Here is an 18,062-nt window from a genome sequence, read left to right on the forward strand (position 1 = left end):
TCACTGACGTTGATCATCCAACGTTACGCCATCTGGGACTGTAAATTTGAATTTTGACGCATCGACACGCGTATTTTGCTGACCTTGCAGTTGATAAGCACTTTTTTGCCCATCTTGTTCAATCGCTGTAAATTTCTGAATTGTGCCCTCTGGCGTCACTGTAATTGAAAAATGTTTTAAGTTCCCATTGGTATTATTGGGAGTCAGCTCAAAGTCATTACCACTTTGTACCACTTTATATTGCTTCCAATCAGCAGGATCATTGCGTGCAATCAGCATAAACGGCGTATTGCCCGTTGCATCTTTTAGCCAATTCGCGGTTACTTGCTCAACAAATGGATTATAAAACCATAATGTTTTGCCATCAGAGACCAGCACGCTTTCATCAGGCGATGTCATGTGCCAGTTAAATAAATTGGGGCGTTTAATCCAAAGCTCACCTTCCCCTTTTTGGATTGCAGCGCCATCACCGCTCGTTACGGTTTGAGTAAAGTTGGCATGAAAGCTATTGACTTTCCCTAAACGCCCTTGCAAATCCTGCGTAGCATTAGCCCATGCAGAACCTGCACTCACACCCATAATCAGACAACCAATCAACATCAGTTTTTTCATGTGCGAGATACCTTCAATTCGTATTGTTATCAGCCGCAGTGGCTGATATAGCTTTACATTTAACAAACCGCATTTAATAGACTGCATTTCGCAGATTGTATTAAAAACAAGGATTAATGTTCGTGTGGCGGTGGTGCCAAAACTTCACGATTGCCATTATGCCCGGGTGTACTAACAATTTGCTGTGCTTCCATTTGTTCAACAATTCGGGCTGCACGGTTATATCCGATGCGGAATTGACGCTGCACACCTGAAATGGAAACCCGGCGTTTTTCAATCACAAATTCAACGGCCTGATCAAACAGTGGATCCAGTTCTTCATCGCTGTCAAAGCCTAAGCCACCTTCTCCATCCTCTCCGCCTTTAATGATGCTGTCAATATATTGAGGGCGACCGCGAGCTTTCCAGTCATTAACAACTTCATGAACTTCCTGATCACGTACAAATGCGCCATGGACACGTACTGGAATGGAAGAATTTGGTGCCAGATAAAGCATATCCCCCATGCCAAGCAATGATTCGGCTCCCCCCTGATCCAGAATAGTACGGGAATCAATTTTACTGGATACCGTAAATGCAATGCGTGTAGGTATGTTTGCCTTAATCAAACCGGTAATAATATCAACAGAAGGACGCTGAGTTGCCAGCACTAAGTGGATTCCGGCAGCACGTGCTTTCTGGGCCAAGCGAGCGATTAACTCTTCCACTTTTTTCCCTACCGTCATCATCAGGTCAGCAAACTCATCGACCATAACAACAATATAAGGCTCTTTTTTCAGCACTGGATGTGTTGCGTCCATACTGTCACCCGGTTTCCAGAATGGATCAGGAATTGGGCGCCCCATATTTTCTGCTTGTTTGATCTTATCGTTATAACCCGCGATGTTACGCACACCCAGTGCCGACATCAGTTTATAGCGCCGTTCCATTTCATTCACACACCAACGTAACGCATTGGCTGCATCTTTCATGTCAGTGACAACTTCAGTCAGCAAGTGGGGAATACCTTCGTAAACCGATAACTCAAGCATTTTCGGGTCGATCATGATAAAGCGGACATCTTCTGGTTTCGCTTTATACAGGATACTGAGGATCATTGCGTTGACCCCAACCGATTTACCTGAGCCCGTGGTTCCCGCCACCAGTAAGTGAGGCATTTTACCCAAATCAGCCACTACCGGTTGCCCACCAATATCCTTTCCAAGCACGATGGTTAATGGTGATGGATTATCCCTGAATTTCTCACAATCCAATACCTCACGCAGATAAACTGTTTGACGTTTTTTATTCGGTAATTCCAGCCCAACATAAGGTTTTCCGGGGATCACTTCCACGATACGAACAGCGACCGCAGAAAGTGAACGGGCAAGATCGCGTGATAAGTTAGATATGCGAGAAGCTTTAACTCCCGGAGCCAAATCCAGTTCAAATCTTGTGATCACAGGGCCAGGTGAAAACCCGACGACATCAGCTTTGACACGATAATCGTTTAGGCGTGCTTCGATTAAACGTGAAGTTTGCTCAAGGGCAAACATATCAACAGGCTCTTCTTCCTCTGGTGGTGCTGCCAAGAGATCCAGAGAAGGCATTGGTGTTGTCGGTTTTGGCAATGGCTGATCATTGCGCATTAAAAATGGATGGAACAGGCTATCTTGCTGCGGTTGCTGCGGTTGCTGCGGTTGCTGCGGTTGCTGCGGTTGCTGCGGTTGCTGCGGTTGCTGCGCAAAAGTATGCTGAATTTCCGGCTCATTGAAAGCCGGAACAGGAATTATTTTTTCCTGCTGAGCATGCTGTTCATCCGATGAGCCTGAGAAACCAAAAGCAGGTTCGTCAGATTCATATTTATCAAGATAGCCAGCCTGAGAAGAAGCAGTACATTCAGTTGCTTCATCTGGAACTAATGATGACGTTGGCGTAATGGGCTGGTTCAGTTGGTAGCGTTCACGTTGCTGCTGCTCAAATGCTATCCGTAACATTTCTTCTTGTACTTTTGCTTCTTGCTCTTCTGCACTTTCTGCCGCACTACTTTTTTCTACAGTATTTCTTTCTGTAGTCAATGCCTCGGTTGCTGACTGGCTGGCTGGCGTTTCCGGTTGTGTATCTACTGGTTTAGGGTCTACAAGACTCGTATCGATTGATACTGACGCCGCAGTTTCCTTATCTGAATCTCTGTTTTCCGATTCAAAATCACTGCCATAACGCTCGCGTTGCTGTTCAATGAATTGCTGCCGCAGGATATTTTCCTGTTGCTCATCCATTTGTTGCTCATTGGCTTCTGCAACCAATTCATTCTGCCTTTCTTTTTCTTCTCGTTGCAGATGCTCAGCCAAGCGATATGACGGTACTTTGATACCATATAATTCACGACGCGTAGGTATTCTGACCGGGTTGGGGCGTGGCATTTCAGGGCCAATACCTTGTTTAACCTGAGGATTTCTCACTACCGGCACAATGCTGGCAACGCTTTCCGTGGCCCCCTTCACGCCAGTGTCATTTGGGAAGCTCTGTGAAAAATCACCAGATTCTGTATTTGCTTGATAATCATCAGGCAATTCAAATGTGTAATGGACTGGTTCTTCTGGTTGTTTTTCTCCAGTACCAGTATGCCCTATTACAGTGTGTACGGCCTCTGACGAAGTTTCTGGGGCTTGTATGGCAGGTTGTTGGGCTGGTTCATGACTGAACGCCTTTTCTGCCGCTTCTGGTGGAATAGATTCTGCCAACATAGCTTCTGACAAAGGCATGTTTTCAGAATCCGACTCAGGTAAGCTATTTTCCTGCTTATCGTTATTTTCCTGATTATTGCCGGCCTCTGCCTGAGAACCCGGTAATCCAGCATCTGTACTTGCCAGTTCAGTTATTGTCGGCGCAGTTAATAATATGTCATCACCAGCGAAATCTTCAGATACAGCGACTGTCTTGGGCGCTCCACTCTTATCGGAATTGTCTGCTGTGTGTTCAGTCTCACTGAGCGAATATGTAGGATCGGTTTCGTCTTCCTCGCCTTCCTCGTCGTATTCATATTCAGTGTCATTACGACCACGATTGACGACAAAACTCAGCGAATTCAGGATGATTTCACCTATTTTTTCCGCAATGGTAAGCCATGACCAGCCAGTAAATAATGTGAAACCCACAACCCAAGTGCCAAGTAAGGCCAGTGTTGCTCCCAATACATTGAACCAAGGTAAGATGGCATTGCTGAACAAGTTACCAACCACCCCGCCGGCAGCAAAATCGTTTAAATCATCAATATTGAGAGCGGCCAACCCGCAAGAGGTCAATATCAAGGCTAAAGCCCCGATGGCGCGCAATGCGAGTGTAAAGAAATCAACGTACTCTTGCCTATCTTTCTGACGGAAAGCATTCCAGCAGCCTAAAAGCATTAACGGCGGGACTGCATAGGCAAGAATACCAAATGCCGAGAACAGTATGTCAGACAACCAAGCACCAACACTGCCGGCCCAATTATGGACAGGTTCATGCCATGCAGTTTGTGACCAGCTTGGATCGGAAGGGTTGAAGCTGACGAGTGCCAGCATTAAGTACACCGCACAAATAGCAATAACCAACAAAACGGCTTCCAGAAGCCGCCGGCCACTGCTTATTCTTTTTAACTTAACACGTTTGTCTTCTGTATATTCCTGGTTCAAGAAAGGCTCTCCAGGTTTTCCTGTTGATTAAACGGAACAACGCTGAGGGTAGCTCAGCGTTGAAACTGTATGCATAAACAGGAGTGTACCTAAGTTTTTCCTGTTTTGCATCTGTACATTGTAGACAAAAGCTTAACGAGTCTTAATCACCAGACGATTACTCTGTTTAACTTCTTCCATAACGACATAAGTACGAGTATCGTTAACACCTGGAAGACGCAACAACGTTTCACCCAGTAATTTACGGTAAGCAGACATGTCTGGTACACGCGTTTTCAGCAAATAGTCAAAATCACCAGAAACCAAATGACATTCTTGGATTTCTTCCAGTTTCTGAACAGCGGTATTGAATTGTTCGAATACATCCGCTGCACCACGATTCAACGTAATTTCGACAAATACCAGCAATGATGCATCCAAGTAATGGGGATTTAGCAAAGCTGTATAGCCAGAGATGAAGCCCTGACGCTCCAGGCGGCGTACACGTTCCAAACAAGGTGTTGGTGATAAGCCTACGCGCTTGGATAGTTCGACGTTAGAAATACGGCCATCTTTTTGTAACTCATTAAGGATATTACGATCTATACGATCAAGATCTTTTCCTGGACGCTTCTTATTATCAATCATCTTATTGCTCTCTCTTTATATTCCTACACCCATAACTTTTCCCTATCTCTTTCAAGCAACTGAGCTGGAAAAGATGTCTTTAAAGGTTGAAGCTCAATCTACAACCAAGTTTTGAGGCCCACTAAAGTCTCCAAAATACAACGTCCCAGAATTCGATTAACGAAAATTCGATTTGCCAGAACCTCATTTTGCAAAGCACTATTTTCAGAGCACTAATTTCTTAAAGCACAATTCATCAAGACACTGTTTATCAAAACACCGTTAATCAAAACACCGCATCTTTCTGAAAAGCAGCTGAACGACAATTTTTATATTCTATGAGAAAATCACTCCCACTAATTTGTCTATTCTATAGAAACAATTGATTAGCGAGGTAGATAATTATCTCTTACACAGATGTTTTCGCAAATGCACAGCCGATTGTCAAAGTAAATGAACAAAAATCAGAACAACATACCAAACAAATTTTTGGTAAATCGTTCAAATAGCTTGTTTCATACATCAAGTGTATAAATGATGTTCAATTCATAAGGTTAAGCAACGCTCCCTTACATTTCGATTACATCATAGTTACTATCTATCGGTAAAATCGTTAATAACATGAATATTTTATCTGATAATCGCTTTTTTTAACCTATTATTTCTCCTACAATCCCTAAATCCGCAATATGCTATAATGGAAATGAGGTATTCATGAGCACAGCAACACACAGAAAACTCATCATTCTTGGCTCAGGCCCTGCTGGTTATACAGCTGCTGTTTATGCTGCCCGCGCAAATCTAAGTCCCGCACTCATTACTGGGGTTGAAAAAGGCGGTCAACTGACGACGACAACTGACGTTGAAAACTGGCCCGGTGATCCTGAAGGGCTGACTGGCCCAGATTTGATGGAGCGTATGTTCCAACATGCTGAGAAATTTCAAACTGAAATCATTTCTGACCATATTAAGAAAGTTGATTTCTCAAACAGACCATTCCGCTTATATGGGGATGATCAGGAATATACCTGTGATGCTTTGATCATCTCAACAGGTGCTTCCGCTCGTTATCTGGGTCTGCCTTCCGAAGAAGCATTCAAAGGCCGTGGGGTTTCTGCTTGTGCAACATGCGATGGTTTTTTCTACCGCAAGCAAAAAGTTGCCGTGGTTGGTGGTGGTAATACTGCCGTTGAAGAGGCTCTGTATCTGGCAAATATCGCTTCTGAAGTTCATTTGATCCACCGCCGTGATACTTTCCGTTCAGAGAAAATCTTGATTGACCGTTTGATGGATAAAGTGAAGAACGGCAACATCATTCTGCATACTGATCGCACATTGGATGAAGTTCAGGGTGATGAAATGGGCGTAACGGGCATCCGTATCCGTGATACGAAAAATGACAGCATCGAAGAGCTGGATGTAGCCGGCCTATTCATTGCTATCGGCCATACCCCGAATACCGGTATTTTTGAAGGCCAGCTTGAATTGGAAAATGGTTACATTAAAGTCCAGTCCGGGTTGCATGGCAATGCCAGCCAGACCAGTATTCCTGGTATATTTGCTGCCGGGGATGTCATGGATCATGTGTACCGCCAAGCCATTACTTCGGCGGGTACAGGCTGTATGGCTGCGCTGGATGCCGAGCGCTTCCTTGACAATTTGCCGGCCCAATAATCCATCTTCCTCAAAGGCGCTATTTCGATAGCGCCTTTTAATAGTGAGCAATATACACCCATTGGATTTCAAAATGCGGCTCGACGGCAAGGGAACGAATTTGCCCGGTCAAAAACTGGCCTCAGGTGAGAAGAAAGAAATCGCTCATTTATTCCCGAAAGTATAGATAACCGTATGCTTATAAAAATGGTGAGTGAGTGCAACCCATCAAGATGCAACTTGAAAGACGGCGAGTATAGAGCTTGTGTTGATATTCCGCATTATTACCTGCTAACCAAATATTTTTCTTATGGATAAAACAAGACAATCTGAATTGGTCCGATGGCTGAGACAGCAAAGTGCCCCTGCCCGTCGCTGGCTTCGCCTCTCCATGCTTCTCGGACTTATCAGCGGATTATTGATCATTTCTCAAGCCTGGCTCTTAGCTTCCATACTTCAAGCCCTAATTATCGACCATGTTCCTCGTGAAAATCTCATTAATCAGTTTCTGATGCTGGCAGCGACGTTTGCATTCCGGGCAATCGTTACTGCCATACGTGAACGTGTCGGTTTTATTTGTGGCAAAGTGGTACGCCAACAAATCCGTGGCATGGTATTGGATAAATTAGAGCAATTGGGGCCTGTATGGGTTAAAGGAAAACCCGCAGGTAGCTGGGCTACCATTATTTTGGAGCAAATAGAGGACATGCAGGATTTTTATTCCCGCTACCTGCCCCAAATGACACTTGCTGCTATGATCCCAATTCTGACTCTGATTACCGTATTTCCGGTGAATTGGGCCGCTGGGTTAATTTTACTGTCCACTGCACCATTGATCCCCCTGTTTATGATTTTGGTCGGTTTAGGGGCTGCCGATGCCAATCGGCGCAATTTCGTTGCGCTCAGCCGATTAAGCGGTAATTTTCTCGACCGCTTACGTGGACTGGATACTTTGCGCCTGTTCCATCGCGGGACTGCCGAAGTTGAACAAATCACCAAATCAACGGAAGATTTTCGTCGCAGGACGATGGAAGTACTGCGCATGGCCTTCTTATCTTCGGCCGTATTGGAATTTTTTGCCGCGATATCCATTGCCGTTGTTGCCGTCTATTTTGGTTTCTCTTATCTGGGAGAACTGCACTTTGGCAGCTATGGGATGGGCGTGACTTTATTTGCTGGTTTTCTGGCTTTAATTCTTGCTCCTGAATTTTTCCAGCCGTTGCGTGATCTAGGTACATTTTATCACGCAAAAGCCCAGGCTGTCGGGGCAGCAGAATCACTCTTTACTCTGCTTAGCAGTGATGGAGAAAAGGCAATAACCAACGGTGAAAAAACACTATCGGATAACAAACCGGTCACCATTGAAGCTGAAGCACTGGAAATTCTATCCCACGATGGTCATCGTCTTGCTGGCCCCTTGCACTTCATCATTGAAGAACACCAACGAATCGCATTGGTTGGTAAAAGTGGTGCAGGAAAAAGTTCCTTGATTAATGTGTTGCTGGGATTTTTGCCTTACCGCGGCTCCCTGAAAATTAACGGCATCGAATTGCGTGAATTAAATCTCACCAACTGGCGGGAATGTTTAAGCTGGGTTGGGCAAAACCCACACTTACCGGAACAAACCCTGCTCGATAATATTCGCCTTGGCCAATACGATGCAACACAAGAACAAATCCGCGAGGTAATGGAAAAAGCGTATGTCAGCGAGTTTGTTGCCGAACTGCCGGATGGAATCAATACCATAGTGGGTGATAATGCAGCCCGCCTGTCTGTCGGGCAAGCTCAGCGTATAGCCGTTGCACGGGCGTTATTGAATCCCTGCCAATTATTACTGCTGGATGAACCTGCCGCCAGCCTTGATGCACATAGCGAACAGCGTGTGATGATGGCCTTGAATCAGGCGGCTCAGCAGCAAACCACGTTATTGGTTACTCACTTACTAGAAGAAACGCTGGAATATGACCAAATCTGGGTAATGGAAAACGGGTTACTGATTGAAAAAGGTGATTATCAGAGTTTGAGCCAATCTCAGGGGGCATTTTCCCGTCTGTTATCTCACCGCAGTGTGGAGCTTTAATCATGCGCATATTACTCCCATTTCTCGCTCTCTATCGCCGCCACTGGCTCCTCATCAGTTTAGGAATGGTGCTGGCGATTGTAACGCTACTGGCCAGTATCGGCCTGCTGACGCTTTCCGGCTGGTTCCTTGCAGGAACTGCCCTGGCCGGGTTCGCGGGATTATATACGTTTAACTATATGCTGCCTGCCGCAGGCGTACGTGGTGCCGCTATTTTTCGTACTGCCGGGCGCTATGGGGAACGCATCGTCAGTCATGACGCAACATTCCGTGTTTTGGCTCATTTGCGTGTTTTTACTTTTCAGAAAATTTTGCCCCTTTCTCCGGGAGGCATTGCCCGTTTTCGCCAAGGTGAAGTATTAAATCGGCTCGTTGCTGATGTCGAAACTTTGGATCATCTTTATTTGCGGGTAATTTCCCCGGTGATCACTGCTTTTGCCGTGATCGCAGTGCTGACATTTGGTTTGGGATTTCTGGATCCCACCCTTGCTTATCTTCTCGGCGGTATTATGTTAGGGTTGCTGCTGTTGCTGCCTTTAGGGTTTTACCATGCCGGAAAACCGCATGGCACTAATATCACCCTACAGCGCGGCCAATATCGGACTTTACTCACCAGCACCTTGCAGGGACAAGCCGAATTAAGCGTATTCGGCGCACTTAAGCGTTTCCGTCAATCCATGACCGACGTTGAGCAAGATTGGTTGAAAAGCCAGCAGAGGCAAGCCGGTTTGACAGGATTATCGCAAGCCATCATGATTTTTTTCACTGGCATGACTGTCACCTTGATGCTGTGGCTGGCAGCAGCCGGTGTGGGTGAAAATAGTCAACCCGGCGCATTAATCGCGTTATTTACATTCTGTACACTCGCTGCTTTTGAAGCCCTTGGGCCAGTCACGGTAGCATTTCAGCATATGGGGCAAGTTATTTCATCAGCGACCCGGGTTTCCCAATTAATGATCCAAAAACCGGAGGTCAGTTTTCCTTCTCAAGGCCCTCAAGTCAGCAGTAATCTCAGCCTTGAGGTTAAAAATATTGATTTTACTTATCCCGGCCAACCCTTACCTGTATTGAAGAATGTCTCCCTGTCTTTGACAGCTGGTGAACATATCGCTTTATTAGGGAAAACAGGATGTGGCAAATCGACGCTATTACAGTTATTGACCCGGGCATGGGATATCAATAGCGGTGAGATCCAACTCAATCACAAACCTATCTCCAGTTATGATGAAACAACACTGCGTTCGATGATGTCTGTTGTTCCCCAAAGAATTCATGTGTTCAGCCACACTCTGCGTGAAAACCTTTTATTGGCAAAACCAAATGCCAGTGATGAGGAATTGGAAACGGTATTGATACAGGTAGGGCTGGGAAATTTGCTAGACACTGATCAAAAGCTAAACTGTTGGATGGGAGATGGCGGACGCCAGCTTTCTGGTGGAGAGCAGCGCCGTTTAGGTATTGCCAGAGCCTTGCTGCATGACGCTCCTTTAATGCTTCTGGATGAGCCAACCGAAGGGCTTGATGCTGATACTGAACAACAAATTCTGTCATTGCTGAACCATTTCTGCCAGCACAAAACACTGATCACCGTTACCCATCGCCTAACGGGTTTACAAGATATGGACAAGATTTGTGTCATGGATAACGGACACATTGTTGAGCAAGGTAAACATGATGTTCTGTTGGCTCAAAAAGGGCGCTACTATCAATTTTATCAACGGCATAACGTTTATCAGAAGAATAATTTCCATCAAGAAAATAGCTATCCTAGGCAGGAGTGACACATTTTATGTCGATAGCTCAACTGGGCGATTCATATGAATTCCCCCATCCGAGCCGCGCATTAATTGAGCCAAATGGCTTGCTGGCGTTTGGGGGAGATCTAAGTGCAGAACGTTTAAAAGTGGCTTATAATGAGGGCATTTTTCCGTGGTATTCGCCTTATGAGCCCCCCTTATGGTGGTCTCCTGACCCCAGGGCAGTATTAATTCCTGGAGAATTACATACTGGCAGAACACTGCGCCGTTTTATTCGCAAGCATACTTACCAAATTACGGTAAACTATGCTTTCGATGAAGTAATATATAATTGTGCCCAACGGCAAGAAGGGACTTGGATCGGGTCAGCAGTCCAGCAGGGCTATCAAACGCTGCATAAAGAAGGTTCAGCTCATTCAATTGAAGTCTGGCACGAACGTCAACTGGTGGGTGGCCTATATGGCGTTAGTGTAGGCACGCTGTTTTGCGGTGAATCAATGTTCAGCAAAATGGAGAATGCCTCCAAATGTGCTTTTGTAGCGTTCTATCACCATTTTTTACGTCATGGTGGCCAATTGTTTGATTGTCAGGTATTGAATCATCATACCGAATCATTGGGCGCCAGAAATATTCCGAGGGGAGAGTTTCTCCAGTATCTTTACCAACTAAGAGCGCAGTCATTACAAGCGAACTGCTGGTCTGCGCAATTGCTTGATTTACAGTTACCCCCTAAGGATTAAAGTTGTTTACGGTGGAAATGTCGTTGCCTGTCATATGCAAAATGATGGTTTAAAATACGACATTCCTTTACATAATGATGGTTTTTCGGCATTATCTTGCCGGTTAAAAACTATGGTTGTTACATTTAGAGGATTAGATGGCCAAAGAAGAAAATATTGAAATGCAGGGTACTGTGTTAGAAACACTGCCAAATACTGTGTTCCGTGTCGAATTAGAAAATGGACACATCGTTACCGCTCACATTTCAGGAAAAATGCGTAAAAACTACATCCGCATCCTGACTGGAGACAAGGTTACAGTCGAGCTAACTACATATGACACGGAAAAAGGCCGTATCACCTTCCGTAGCCGCTGATTAAGTGCCTTTAACACCACAGGTGTATTTTCTGTATCCACCTGTGGTGTGGCCTTGATTGAAATGCCTATAATCGCTTAAGCATGGTTACAACACAGCGTCTTCTGATTTCTTTTTGTTGTTTGATTTTTGTGCTCTTTTAAAGTCGTAAATTAATACTTGTTTCACTTTATCAAGATTAATCCTGACCGAACCACCATGCACCAACGAACCAAACAATAACTCATTAGCCAGTGGTTTTTTGAGGTTATCCTGAATAACACGAGCCATTGGACGAGCCCCCATAGCTTTATCATAACCTTTGTCACATAACCATTGACGGGCATCCGCACTGATTTCGAGAGAAACACCTTTTTCATCCAATTGAGCTTGTAACTCAACAATAAATTTATCAACAACTTGTTGAATAACTTCAGAGGAAAGTGCATCAAACCAAATGATGCTATCAAGGCGATTGCGGAATTCAGGCGTGAAAATCCGTTTAATTTCTTCCATTCCGTCCGTGCTGTTGTCTTGCTCAGAGAAACCGATGGATTTACGTTGTGTTTCCCGTACCCCGGCATTGGTTGTCATTACCAGAATAACGTTGCGGAAATCCGCTTTACGGCCGTTATTATCTGTCAATGTGCCATTATCCATGACCTGCAACAACAAGTTGAATACATCCGGGTGAGCCTTTTCAATCTCATCCAGCAACAGTACAGAATGTGGATGTTTAATGATTGCATCGGTCAATAAACCACCTTGGTCATATCCCACATAACCGGGTGGCGCACCAATTAAACGGCTGACCGTATGCCGTTCCATATATTCCGACATATCAAATCGCAATAATTTGACATTTAATACCTTAGATAACTGGACTGTAACTTCGGTTTTACCTACTCCCGTCGGCCCGGCAAACAGGAAAGAACCAACCGGTTTATGATCCTGCCCCAAGCCAGCCCGGCTCATTTTAATCGCTTCTGTCAATGCGCCGATGGCTCTATCCTGACCAAAGACCAGCATTTTCAGGCGATCATCCAGCGTTCTTAATGTATCTTTATCACTGGCTGACACTGTTTTTTCAGGTATACGGGCAATGCGAGCCACAACAGACTCAATATCAGTTACATTGATTGTTTTTTTGCGGCGACTGGCCGGAATTAGCCTAGTTCTGGCACCGGCTTCGTCAATAACATCGATTGCTTTATCTGGCAAATGGCGATCAGTGATGTACTTAACTGATAACTCAACTGCGGCACGAATAGCTTTCGCTGTATAACGGACATCATGGTGTGCTTCATATTTAGCACGCAGCCCATTAATAATTTGTACCGTTTCCTCGGCTGAAGGTTCAACGATATCAATCTTCTGAAAACGACGGGCCAATGCTCTGTCTTTTTCGAAGATATTGCTGAACTCATGATAGGTTGTTGAACCGATGACCCGAATACGCCCACTGGACAGCAAAGGTTTAATCAGGTTAGCTGCATCTACTTGCCCGCCTGAAGCCGCACCAGCGCCAATGATTGTATGGATTTCGTCAATGAAGAGAATACTGTTGCTGTCTTGTTCTAACGTTTTTAACAAAGATTTGAAGCGCTTCTCAAAGTCTCCTCGATATTTGGTTCCGGCAAGCAATGAACCAATATCTAATGAATAGATGGTGCAGTCTTGTATCACTTCAGGGACATTTTTTTGCACAATGCGCCATGCAAGCCCTTCAGCAATCGCTGTTTTACCGACTCCAGACTCCCCGACAAACAGAGGGTTATTCTTGCGGCGGCGGCACAATACCTGAATTGTTCTTTCTAATTCATTCTGACGCCCAACAAGTGGATCGATTTGACCTTTTTGTGCCAATACATTCAGGTTAGTCGTGAAATTCTCCAACCGATCTTCGCTTATTACCTGTTCTTCCTGAACAGGGTTGATGTTGTGGTGAGAATCATTGTCAGGTTCATCTTTGCGTGTTCCATGGGAAATGAAATTCACAACATCTAAGCGGCTGACATCATGCTTACGCAGCAAATAGGCGGCCTGTGATTCTTGTTCACTAAAAATGGCGACTAAAACATTCGCCCCGGAAACTTCTGAGCGCCCTGAAGATTGAACGTGAAATACTGCACGCTGCAATACACGCTGAAAACTTAATGTGGGTTGTGTATCCCTGTCATCATTTTCAGATAACAAGGGAGTGGTTTGTGAAATAAAATTTTCCAACTCCTGGCGCAACATCGCCAGATCGACCTTACAAGCCTCCAGAGCCTCTCGCGCTGATGTGTTACTCAACAACGCCAGCAACAGGTGCTCTACAGTCATAAATTCATGCCTGTTATCCCTTGCTTTGGCAAAAGCAATGTTGAGACTAAGCTCCAGTTCTTGATTGAGCATAAGCACCTCCTCCTAAAATCAGTGAGCCAGATTAGACCTTTTCTAGCGTGCAAAGTAATGGATGCTCGTGCTCCTTAGCATACATGTTCACTTGCGCAGCTTTAGTTTCTGCGACCTCTGCCGTATAAATTCCGCAAACTGCCTTCCCTTTTTGGTGGACATCCAGCATTAGTTGCGTTGCTCGTTCAACATCATAAGAAAAGAACTTTTGCAATACGTCAACCACAAACTCCATAGGGGTATAATCGTCATTGTTAAGAATGACCTTATACATTGATGGAGGTTGCAGCTTTTGTTTTGCATCGTCCTCAATAAATTCTTCAACTTTCAAATTGTTATAAAACTCAGTCATCATTCTTCCGCTGGGTATTAGCTTTCCATTGGATTTTAGTACGAATTAATCCATTACACTGTCATATATTTTATCACTTCGTAGCGCACTCTGCTTATTCTCCTTTGATTACGGAATAGAGATTTTGCTTAAAAAGCGGATACCGTTATCTATATCAAACTTTAGCCATCTGAAACAGCTTGACGTTATTTATATGCTTGACGAAGCAATGAATTTCACTACAGTATATTTTATGAACACAAAACCCTTTATGGGCGCCTGTTCATTTTTTTTTTGAAATTTTTTGTGACTCCTAAACCCGAAATCGTCATACGAGGGATAGAGAAGTATGGAAACAGGTACTGTTAAATGGTTCAATAATGCAAAGGGCTTTGGATTTATTTGCCCGGCTAGCGGGGGTGATGACATATTCGCTCACTATTCAACCATTCAGATGGATGGTTATAGGACTCTGAAAGCTGGGCAAAAAGTAAATTTCAGTGTTAACCAAGGCCCAAAGGGTAATCACGCCAGCCTTATTGTTCCTCTGGAAGGTAGTGCAGGATCAGAAGAAAAGTAAGTCAATAAAAATAAATTTATAATTCCACGCCACAAATAAACAGTGTACTTATTTGTGGCGTGCTATTTTGCGTCATTCTCTGCCTGTCCTTATAGGTTACAACCCTAACGGCTTACAAAATAAGCTTTGTTTACAACATTCATTCCCGCGCTAATGCCTCTATAGGGTCAAGGCGAGCTGCGTTACGGGCTGGCAGGAAACCAAAAATTATCCCGATTGCCGTTGAACAACTAAAGGCAATGATAAGCATGGTGAATTTATAAACCAAGTTCCATTGCGGAAACATCCATTGTCCGACTATCGACAAGCCATATGACAGCCCTATCCCTAATGTCCCGCCAATCAAGCAAATTAAAACTGCTTCAATGAGAAATTGCTGCATAATGTCACTATTCCTGGCTCCCACTGCCATACGAATACCAATTTCCCGTGTACGCTCTGTTACAGATACCAGCATGATATTCATCACGCCAATCCCACCAACAATCAAGGATGTCAGCGCCACCAATACCAAAAAAAGCTGAATGTTTCGTGCTGTTTTAATCATCAACTGAATATATTGCTCAGGACTAAATACATAAAAATCTTTTCTACCATGGCGTAATGTCAATAGCTGCGTAACTTTATCAGCCACTACGCTAGCAGAATAACCATCCTGTACCCGAAAAACGATCGAGTTTAGATAATCCTGACTTACCATGCGGTAATTCATCGTGCTATAAGGCAACCAAATTTGCGATCTGTTGCTACCATAGTGTTCTAATTCCGTGGAGAGAACCCCGATAACTCTCAGAGGGGTATTTTTCACCAGTACAATTTCACCTATTACATTCTTTTGATAAGGAAATAATTTCTTCCGTGTGTACTCGTTAATGACAACTACCTGAGCCTGACGATGAACCATCTCTGATGTAAAAGGGATACCTTGAGCAAACTTTGAGTTATTTATCTGAAAAAAATCTTTTCCTACACCATTTATGTTCGTTTTGATATCAACATTACCTTGGCGCAAGCGCCCACTTGTTGTTAATTCTGGAGAAGCGGCTTGAATGTAACTCTGAGATTTTATGGCTAAAACATCAGTCTGCTTCAATGATTGCATTTCTGATGCTTTGCCACTGCCAAAATCACTGCCAAAATCGCCTCCCGGGAAAATACGGATCTGATTAGCCCCTATGGCTTCAACATTCGATAACACCTTTGATTTCATCGCATTACCAATCACAGAAAGAGTAACAACAGAAGTAATGCCGATAATAATGCCGAGCATGGTCAAAAATGTTCTCAACTTATTGACAGTCATTGCACGCCATGCCATCAATAGCGCTTCGTTGAAACTATCCCAAGTCCGTTGAACTGAAAAATTTTTTTCATTAACAGGAGAAAGATGGGTTTTCGTTTCATTCACGGAAGTTCCTGAATCATTCAAGAGGCGACCATCTTTAATTTCAATCACCCTTTGAGCCTGCGCCGCAATTTTGGGATCATGAGTAACAATGACGACGGTGTGCCCTTGCTGACAAAGGTGTTTCAGGATATCCATCATCTCCTGACCTGAAGCGCTATCCAATGCTCCCGTTGGCTCATCGGCAAGGATTACTTGGCCACCATTCATCAATGATCTGGCAATACTAACTCGTTGTTGCTGCCCGCCAGAAAGTTGGCCTGGGCGATAATTAATACGATTTTGCAACCCAAGTTTTTGGAGTAATTCAATAGCCCGCTTACGACGCTGCATTTTGGAAACGCCGGAATAAATTGCCGGGACTTCAACATTTTGCTCTGCCGTCAGGTGAGTCAGCAAATGATAGCGCTGAAAGACGAAACCAAAGGACTCCCTGCGTAATTTTGCTAATTGATTACTGGTTAAATCAGCAACATGTGCACCTGAAACCCAATATTCGCCACTGCTGGGTTTATCCAAGCAACCAAGTATATTCATCAAAGTGGATTTACCTGATCCCGATGCACCAACAATAGCTACCATTTCCCCAGCTTGAATTGATAATGAAATATTATCCAATACAGTGACTTGTTCCCCACCGATCAGATAGCTGCGGCTGACATTTTTTAGTTCCAGTAAAGTTCCCATCACAACGCCCCAGAGTTGTTTTGATCACTGGAGCCAGTGATTACATGTTCATTTTCTTTTAGCCCACTAATAACCTGAACATTGATGTCATTAAAAATACCCGTCGTGATTATACGTTTCTCTTTTTTACCATTTTGCAAGACGCTGACTTCATACTGATTGGGAGATACCAGCTTCTCCAGCGCTGAAATCGGGATCATCAATACATTGTGCAATGACTGAACCTCTATGTTTACTTGAGCAGTCATTTTTAAACGCAGAATATGCCCCTCATTTGGAACTTCGAAGCGTGCATAGTAGAAAATGGCATTATCATTGCTATTATTCTTATCTTTATCCGCCGCTGGTGGTGCCGGAAGAATATCCAGTAAATGGCTCGAAAAATGTTTTTCCGGTGCACCTAAAATAGTGAATGATACTTTTTGGCCGGGCTTTAATTTCACGATGTCTGCTTCTGATATCTCAGCGTTAACAATCATGGTGTCGAGGTTTGCCAATGTGAGGATAGTCGGCACTTCTTGGGCCGCATTAACAGTTTGACCTTGGAGGGTTTTTATATTTGTCACGACTCCCGCGATAGGCGCGGTAATAGAGGTATATTGAAGCTTTGTTTTAGCATTATTCAGAGTAGCTTGGCTCTTCCTGATTTGTGCTTTGAAAGAATTAACTTTGGCAAATGCCGAATCCGCACTTTTTACCGCATTATCCAGATCATATTGAGATATTAAATTTGACTTAATTAACTTACTTTTTCGACTCACTTCGAGTCGAGAAAATCTTAATTCAGCTTCTGCTCCTTGTAGATCAAACTGCAGTCCTTTTACCGTTTCTTCTTTTTCTTTCACATCATTTTTCGCAGTTTGTGGATCAATCATTGCCAATAATTGACCTTTCTTAACTTTATCCCCCAATTTCACGTAAAGCTCTTTCAACTGACCGCTAATCTGTGCACCCACATCAACTTTACTGACCGCATCCAATGTTCCCGTTGCAAGGACACTTTGTTTCAAATTGCCTTTCATGACAACACTGGTTTGATACGTAATAGCCTTGGGGAAGTAGTAGGAAGAGATAAATACAGATGCGACGATTAACAAAATAAGTACTGCAAAAACCCAGAGGCGTTTGGCGTTAAAAAATTTCATCGACAAATACTCACTATTAAAATGCCATGGTCTAATTACCTCAATATACTTTATATAACCTCAATAATTATTATCAGCAAA

Annotated in this window: 13 protein-coding genes; 6 read left to right on the forward strand and 7 right to left on the reverse strand. The window is 43.9% G+C overall.

The window, feature by feature from the left end; all coding sequences use genetic code 11:
• From lolA to lrp, 3 genes are all read right to left on the reverse strand, one after another.
• Window positions 1-612 carry an outer membrane lipoprotein periplasmic chaperone LolA gene (lolA, locus tag FE392_RS09410; protein WP_319929970.1) on the reverse strand — a complete coding sequence of 204 codons (612 nt, stop codon included), beginning with the start codon at window positions 610-612 and terminating at the stop codon, window positions 1-3.
• 113 nt (window positions 613-725) lie between these two features.
• Window positions 726-4,265 carry a DNA translocase FtsK 4TM domain-containing protein gene (locus tag FE392_RS22240; RefSeq protein WP_319929971.1) on the reverse strand — a complete coding sequence of 1,180 codons (3,540 nt, stop codon included), beginning with the start codon at window positions 4,263-4,265 and terminating at the stop codon, window positions 726-728.
• Window positions 4,266-4,397: 132 nt separating this feature from the next.
• The gene (gene lrp / locus FE392_RS09420) at window positions 4,398-4,892 is read right to left on the reverse strand and encodes a leucine-responsive transcriptional regulator Lrp (RefSeq protein ID WP_004256338.1); all 495 of its coding nucleotides are present in this window, start codon (window positions 4,890-4,892) and stop codon (window positions 4,398-4,400) included.
• A gap of 693 nt (window positions 4,893-5,585) precedes the next feature.
• On the opposite strand from lrp, the gene trxB reads away from it, so the two are divergent.
• The 5 genes from trxB to infA all read left to right on the forward strand — a co-directional run bounded on the left by trxB (window position 5,586) and on the right by infA (window position 11,457).
• Window positions 5,586-6,545, forward strand: a complete 960-nt coding sequence (gene trxB, locus FE392_RS09425) for a thioredoxin-disulfide reductase (RefSeq protein ID WP_319929972.1) — start codon at window positions 5,586-5,588, stop codon at window positions 6,543-6,545.
• 289 nt (window positions 6,546-6,834) lie between these two features.
• Window positions 6,835-8,604 (forward strand): heme ABC transporter permease/ATP-binding protein CydD, encoded by a 1,770-nt coding sequence (gene cydD, locus FE392_RS09430; protein ID WP_319929973.1) that lies wholly within the window; start codon window positions 6,835-6,837, stop codon window positions 8,602-8,604.
• A gap of 2 nt (window positions 8,605-8,606) precedes the next feature.
• Window positions 8,607-10,385 (forward strand): heme ABC transporter ATP-binding protein/permease CydC, encoded by a 1,779-nt coding sequence (cydC, locus tag FE392_RS09435; protein WP_319929974.1) that lies wholly within the window; start codon window positions 8,607-8,609, stop codon window positions 10,383-10,385.
• Window positions 10,386-10,393: 8 nt separating this feature from the next.
• On the forward strand, window positions 10,394-11,101 hold the full coding sequence (aat, locus tag FE392_RS09440) for a leucyl/phenylalanyl-tRNA--protein transferase (protein WP_319929975.1): 708 nt from the start codon (window positions 10,394-10,396) through the stop codon (window positions 11,099-11,101).
• A 137-nt stretch (window positions 11,102-11,238) separates the two neighbouring features.
• Window positions 11,239-11,457, forward strand: a complete 219-nt coding sequence (gene infA, locus FE392_RS09445; protein ID WP_092507156.1) for a translation initiation factor IF-1 — start codon at window positions 11,239-11,241, stop codon at window positions 11,455-11,457.
• 87 nt (window positions 11,458-11,544) lie between these two features.
• On the opposite strand, the gene clpA is transcribed toward infA, so the two are convergent.
• Together clpA and clpS are read right to left on the reverse strand one after the other, a co-directional pair.
• Window positions 11,545-13,833: an ATP-dependent Clp protease ATP-binding subunit ClpA gene (gene clpA / locus FE392_RS09450; protein WP_319929976.1), complete on the reverse strand. Its 2,289-nt coding sequence runs from the start codon at window positions 13,831-13,833 to the stop codon at window positions 11,545-11,547.
• Window positions 13,834-13,864: 31 nt separating this feature from the next.
• Window positions 13,865-14,185: an ATP-dependent Clp protease adapter ClpS gene (gene clpS / locus FE392_RS09455; protein WP_319929993.1), complete on the reverse strand. Its 321-nt coding sequence runs from the start codon at window positions 14,183-14,185 to the stop codon at window positions 13,865-13,867.
• Window positions 14,186-14,513: 328 nt separating this feature from the next.
• Here clpS and cspD point away from each other — a divergent pair, with 328 nt between their 5' ends.
• The gene (gene cspD / locus FE392_RS09460) at window positions 14,514-14,744 is read left to right on the forward strand and encodes a cold shock-like protein CspD (protein ID WP_319929977.1); all 231 of its coding nucleotides are present in this window, start codon (window positions 14,514-14,516) and stop codon (window positions 14,742-14,744) included.
• A 139-nt stretch (window positions 14,745-14,883) separates the two neighbouring features.
• Here the strand turns inward: cspD and macB are convergent, their stop codons facing one another.
• Window positions 14,884-16,836: a macrolide ABC transporter ATP-binding protein/permease MacB gene (macB, locus tag FE392_RS09465; RefSeq protein ID WP_319929978.1), complete on the reverse strand. Its 1,953-nt coding sequence runs from the start codon at window positions 16,834-16,836 to the stop codon at window positions 14,884-14,886.
• Window positions 16,836-17,981 carry a macrolide transporter subunit MacA gene (gene macA / locus FE392_RS09470; RefSeq protein WP_319929979.1) on the reverse strand — a complete coding sequence of 382 codons (1,146 nt, stop codon included), beginning with the start codon at window positions 17,979-17,981 and terminating at the stop codon, window positions 16,836-16,838. The genes macB and macA overlap by 1 nt, the downstream gene beginning before the upstream one ends.
• Window positions 17,982-18,062 lie beyond the last annotated feature (81 nt).

Source organism: Xenorhabdus santafensis, from assembly GCF_033949405.1.
GTDB classification, from domain to species: Bacteria; Pseudomonadota; Gammaproteobacteria; order Enterobacterales; family Enterobacteriaceae; genus Xenorhabdus; species Xenorhabdus santafensis.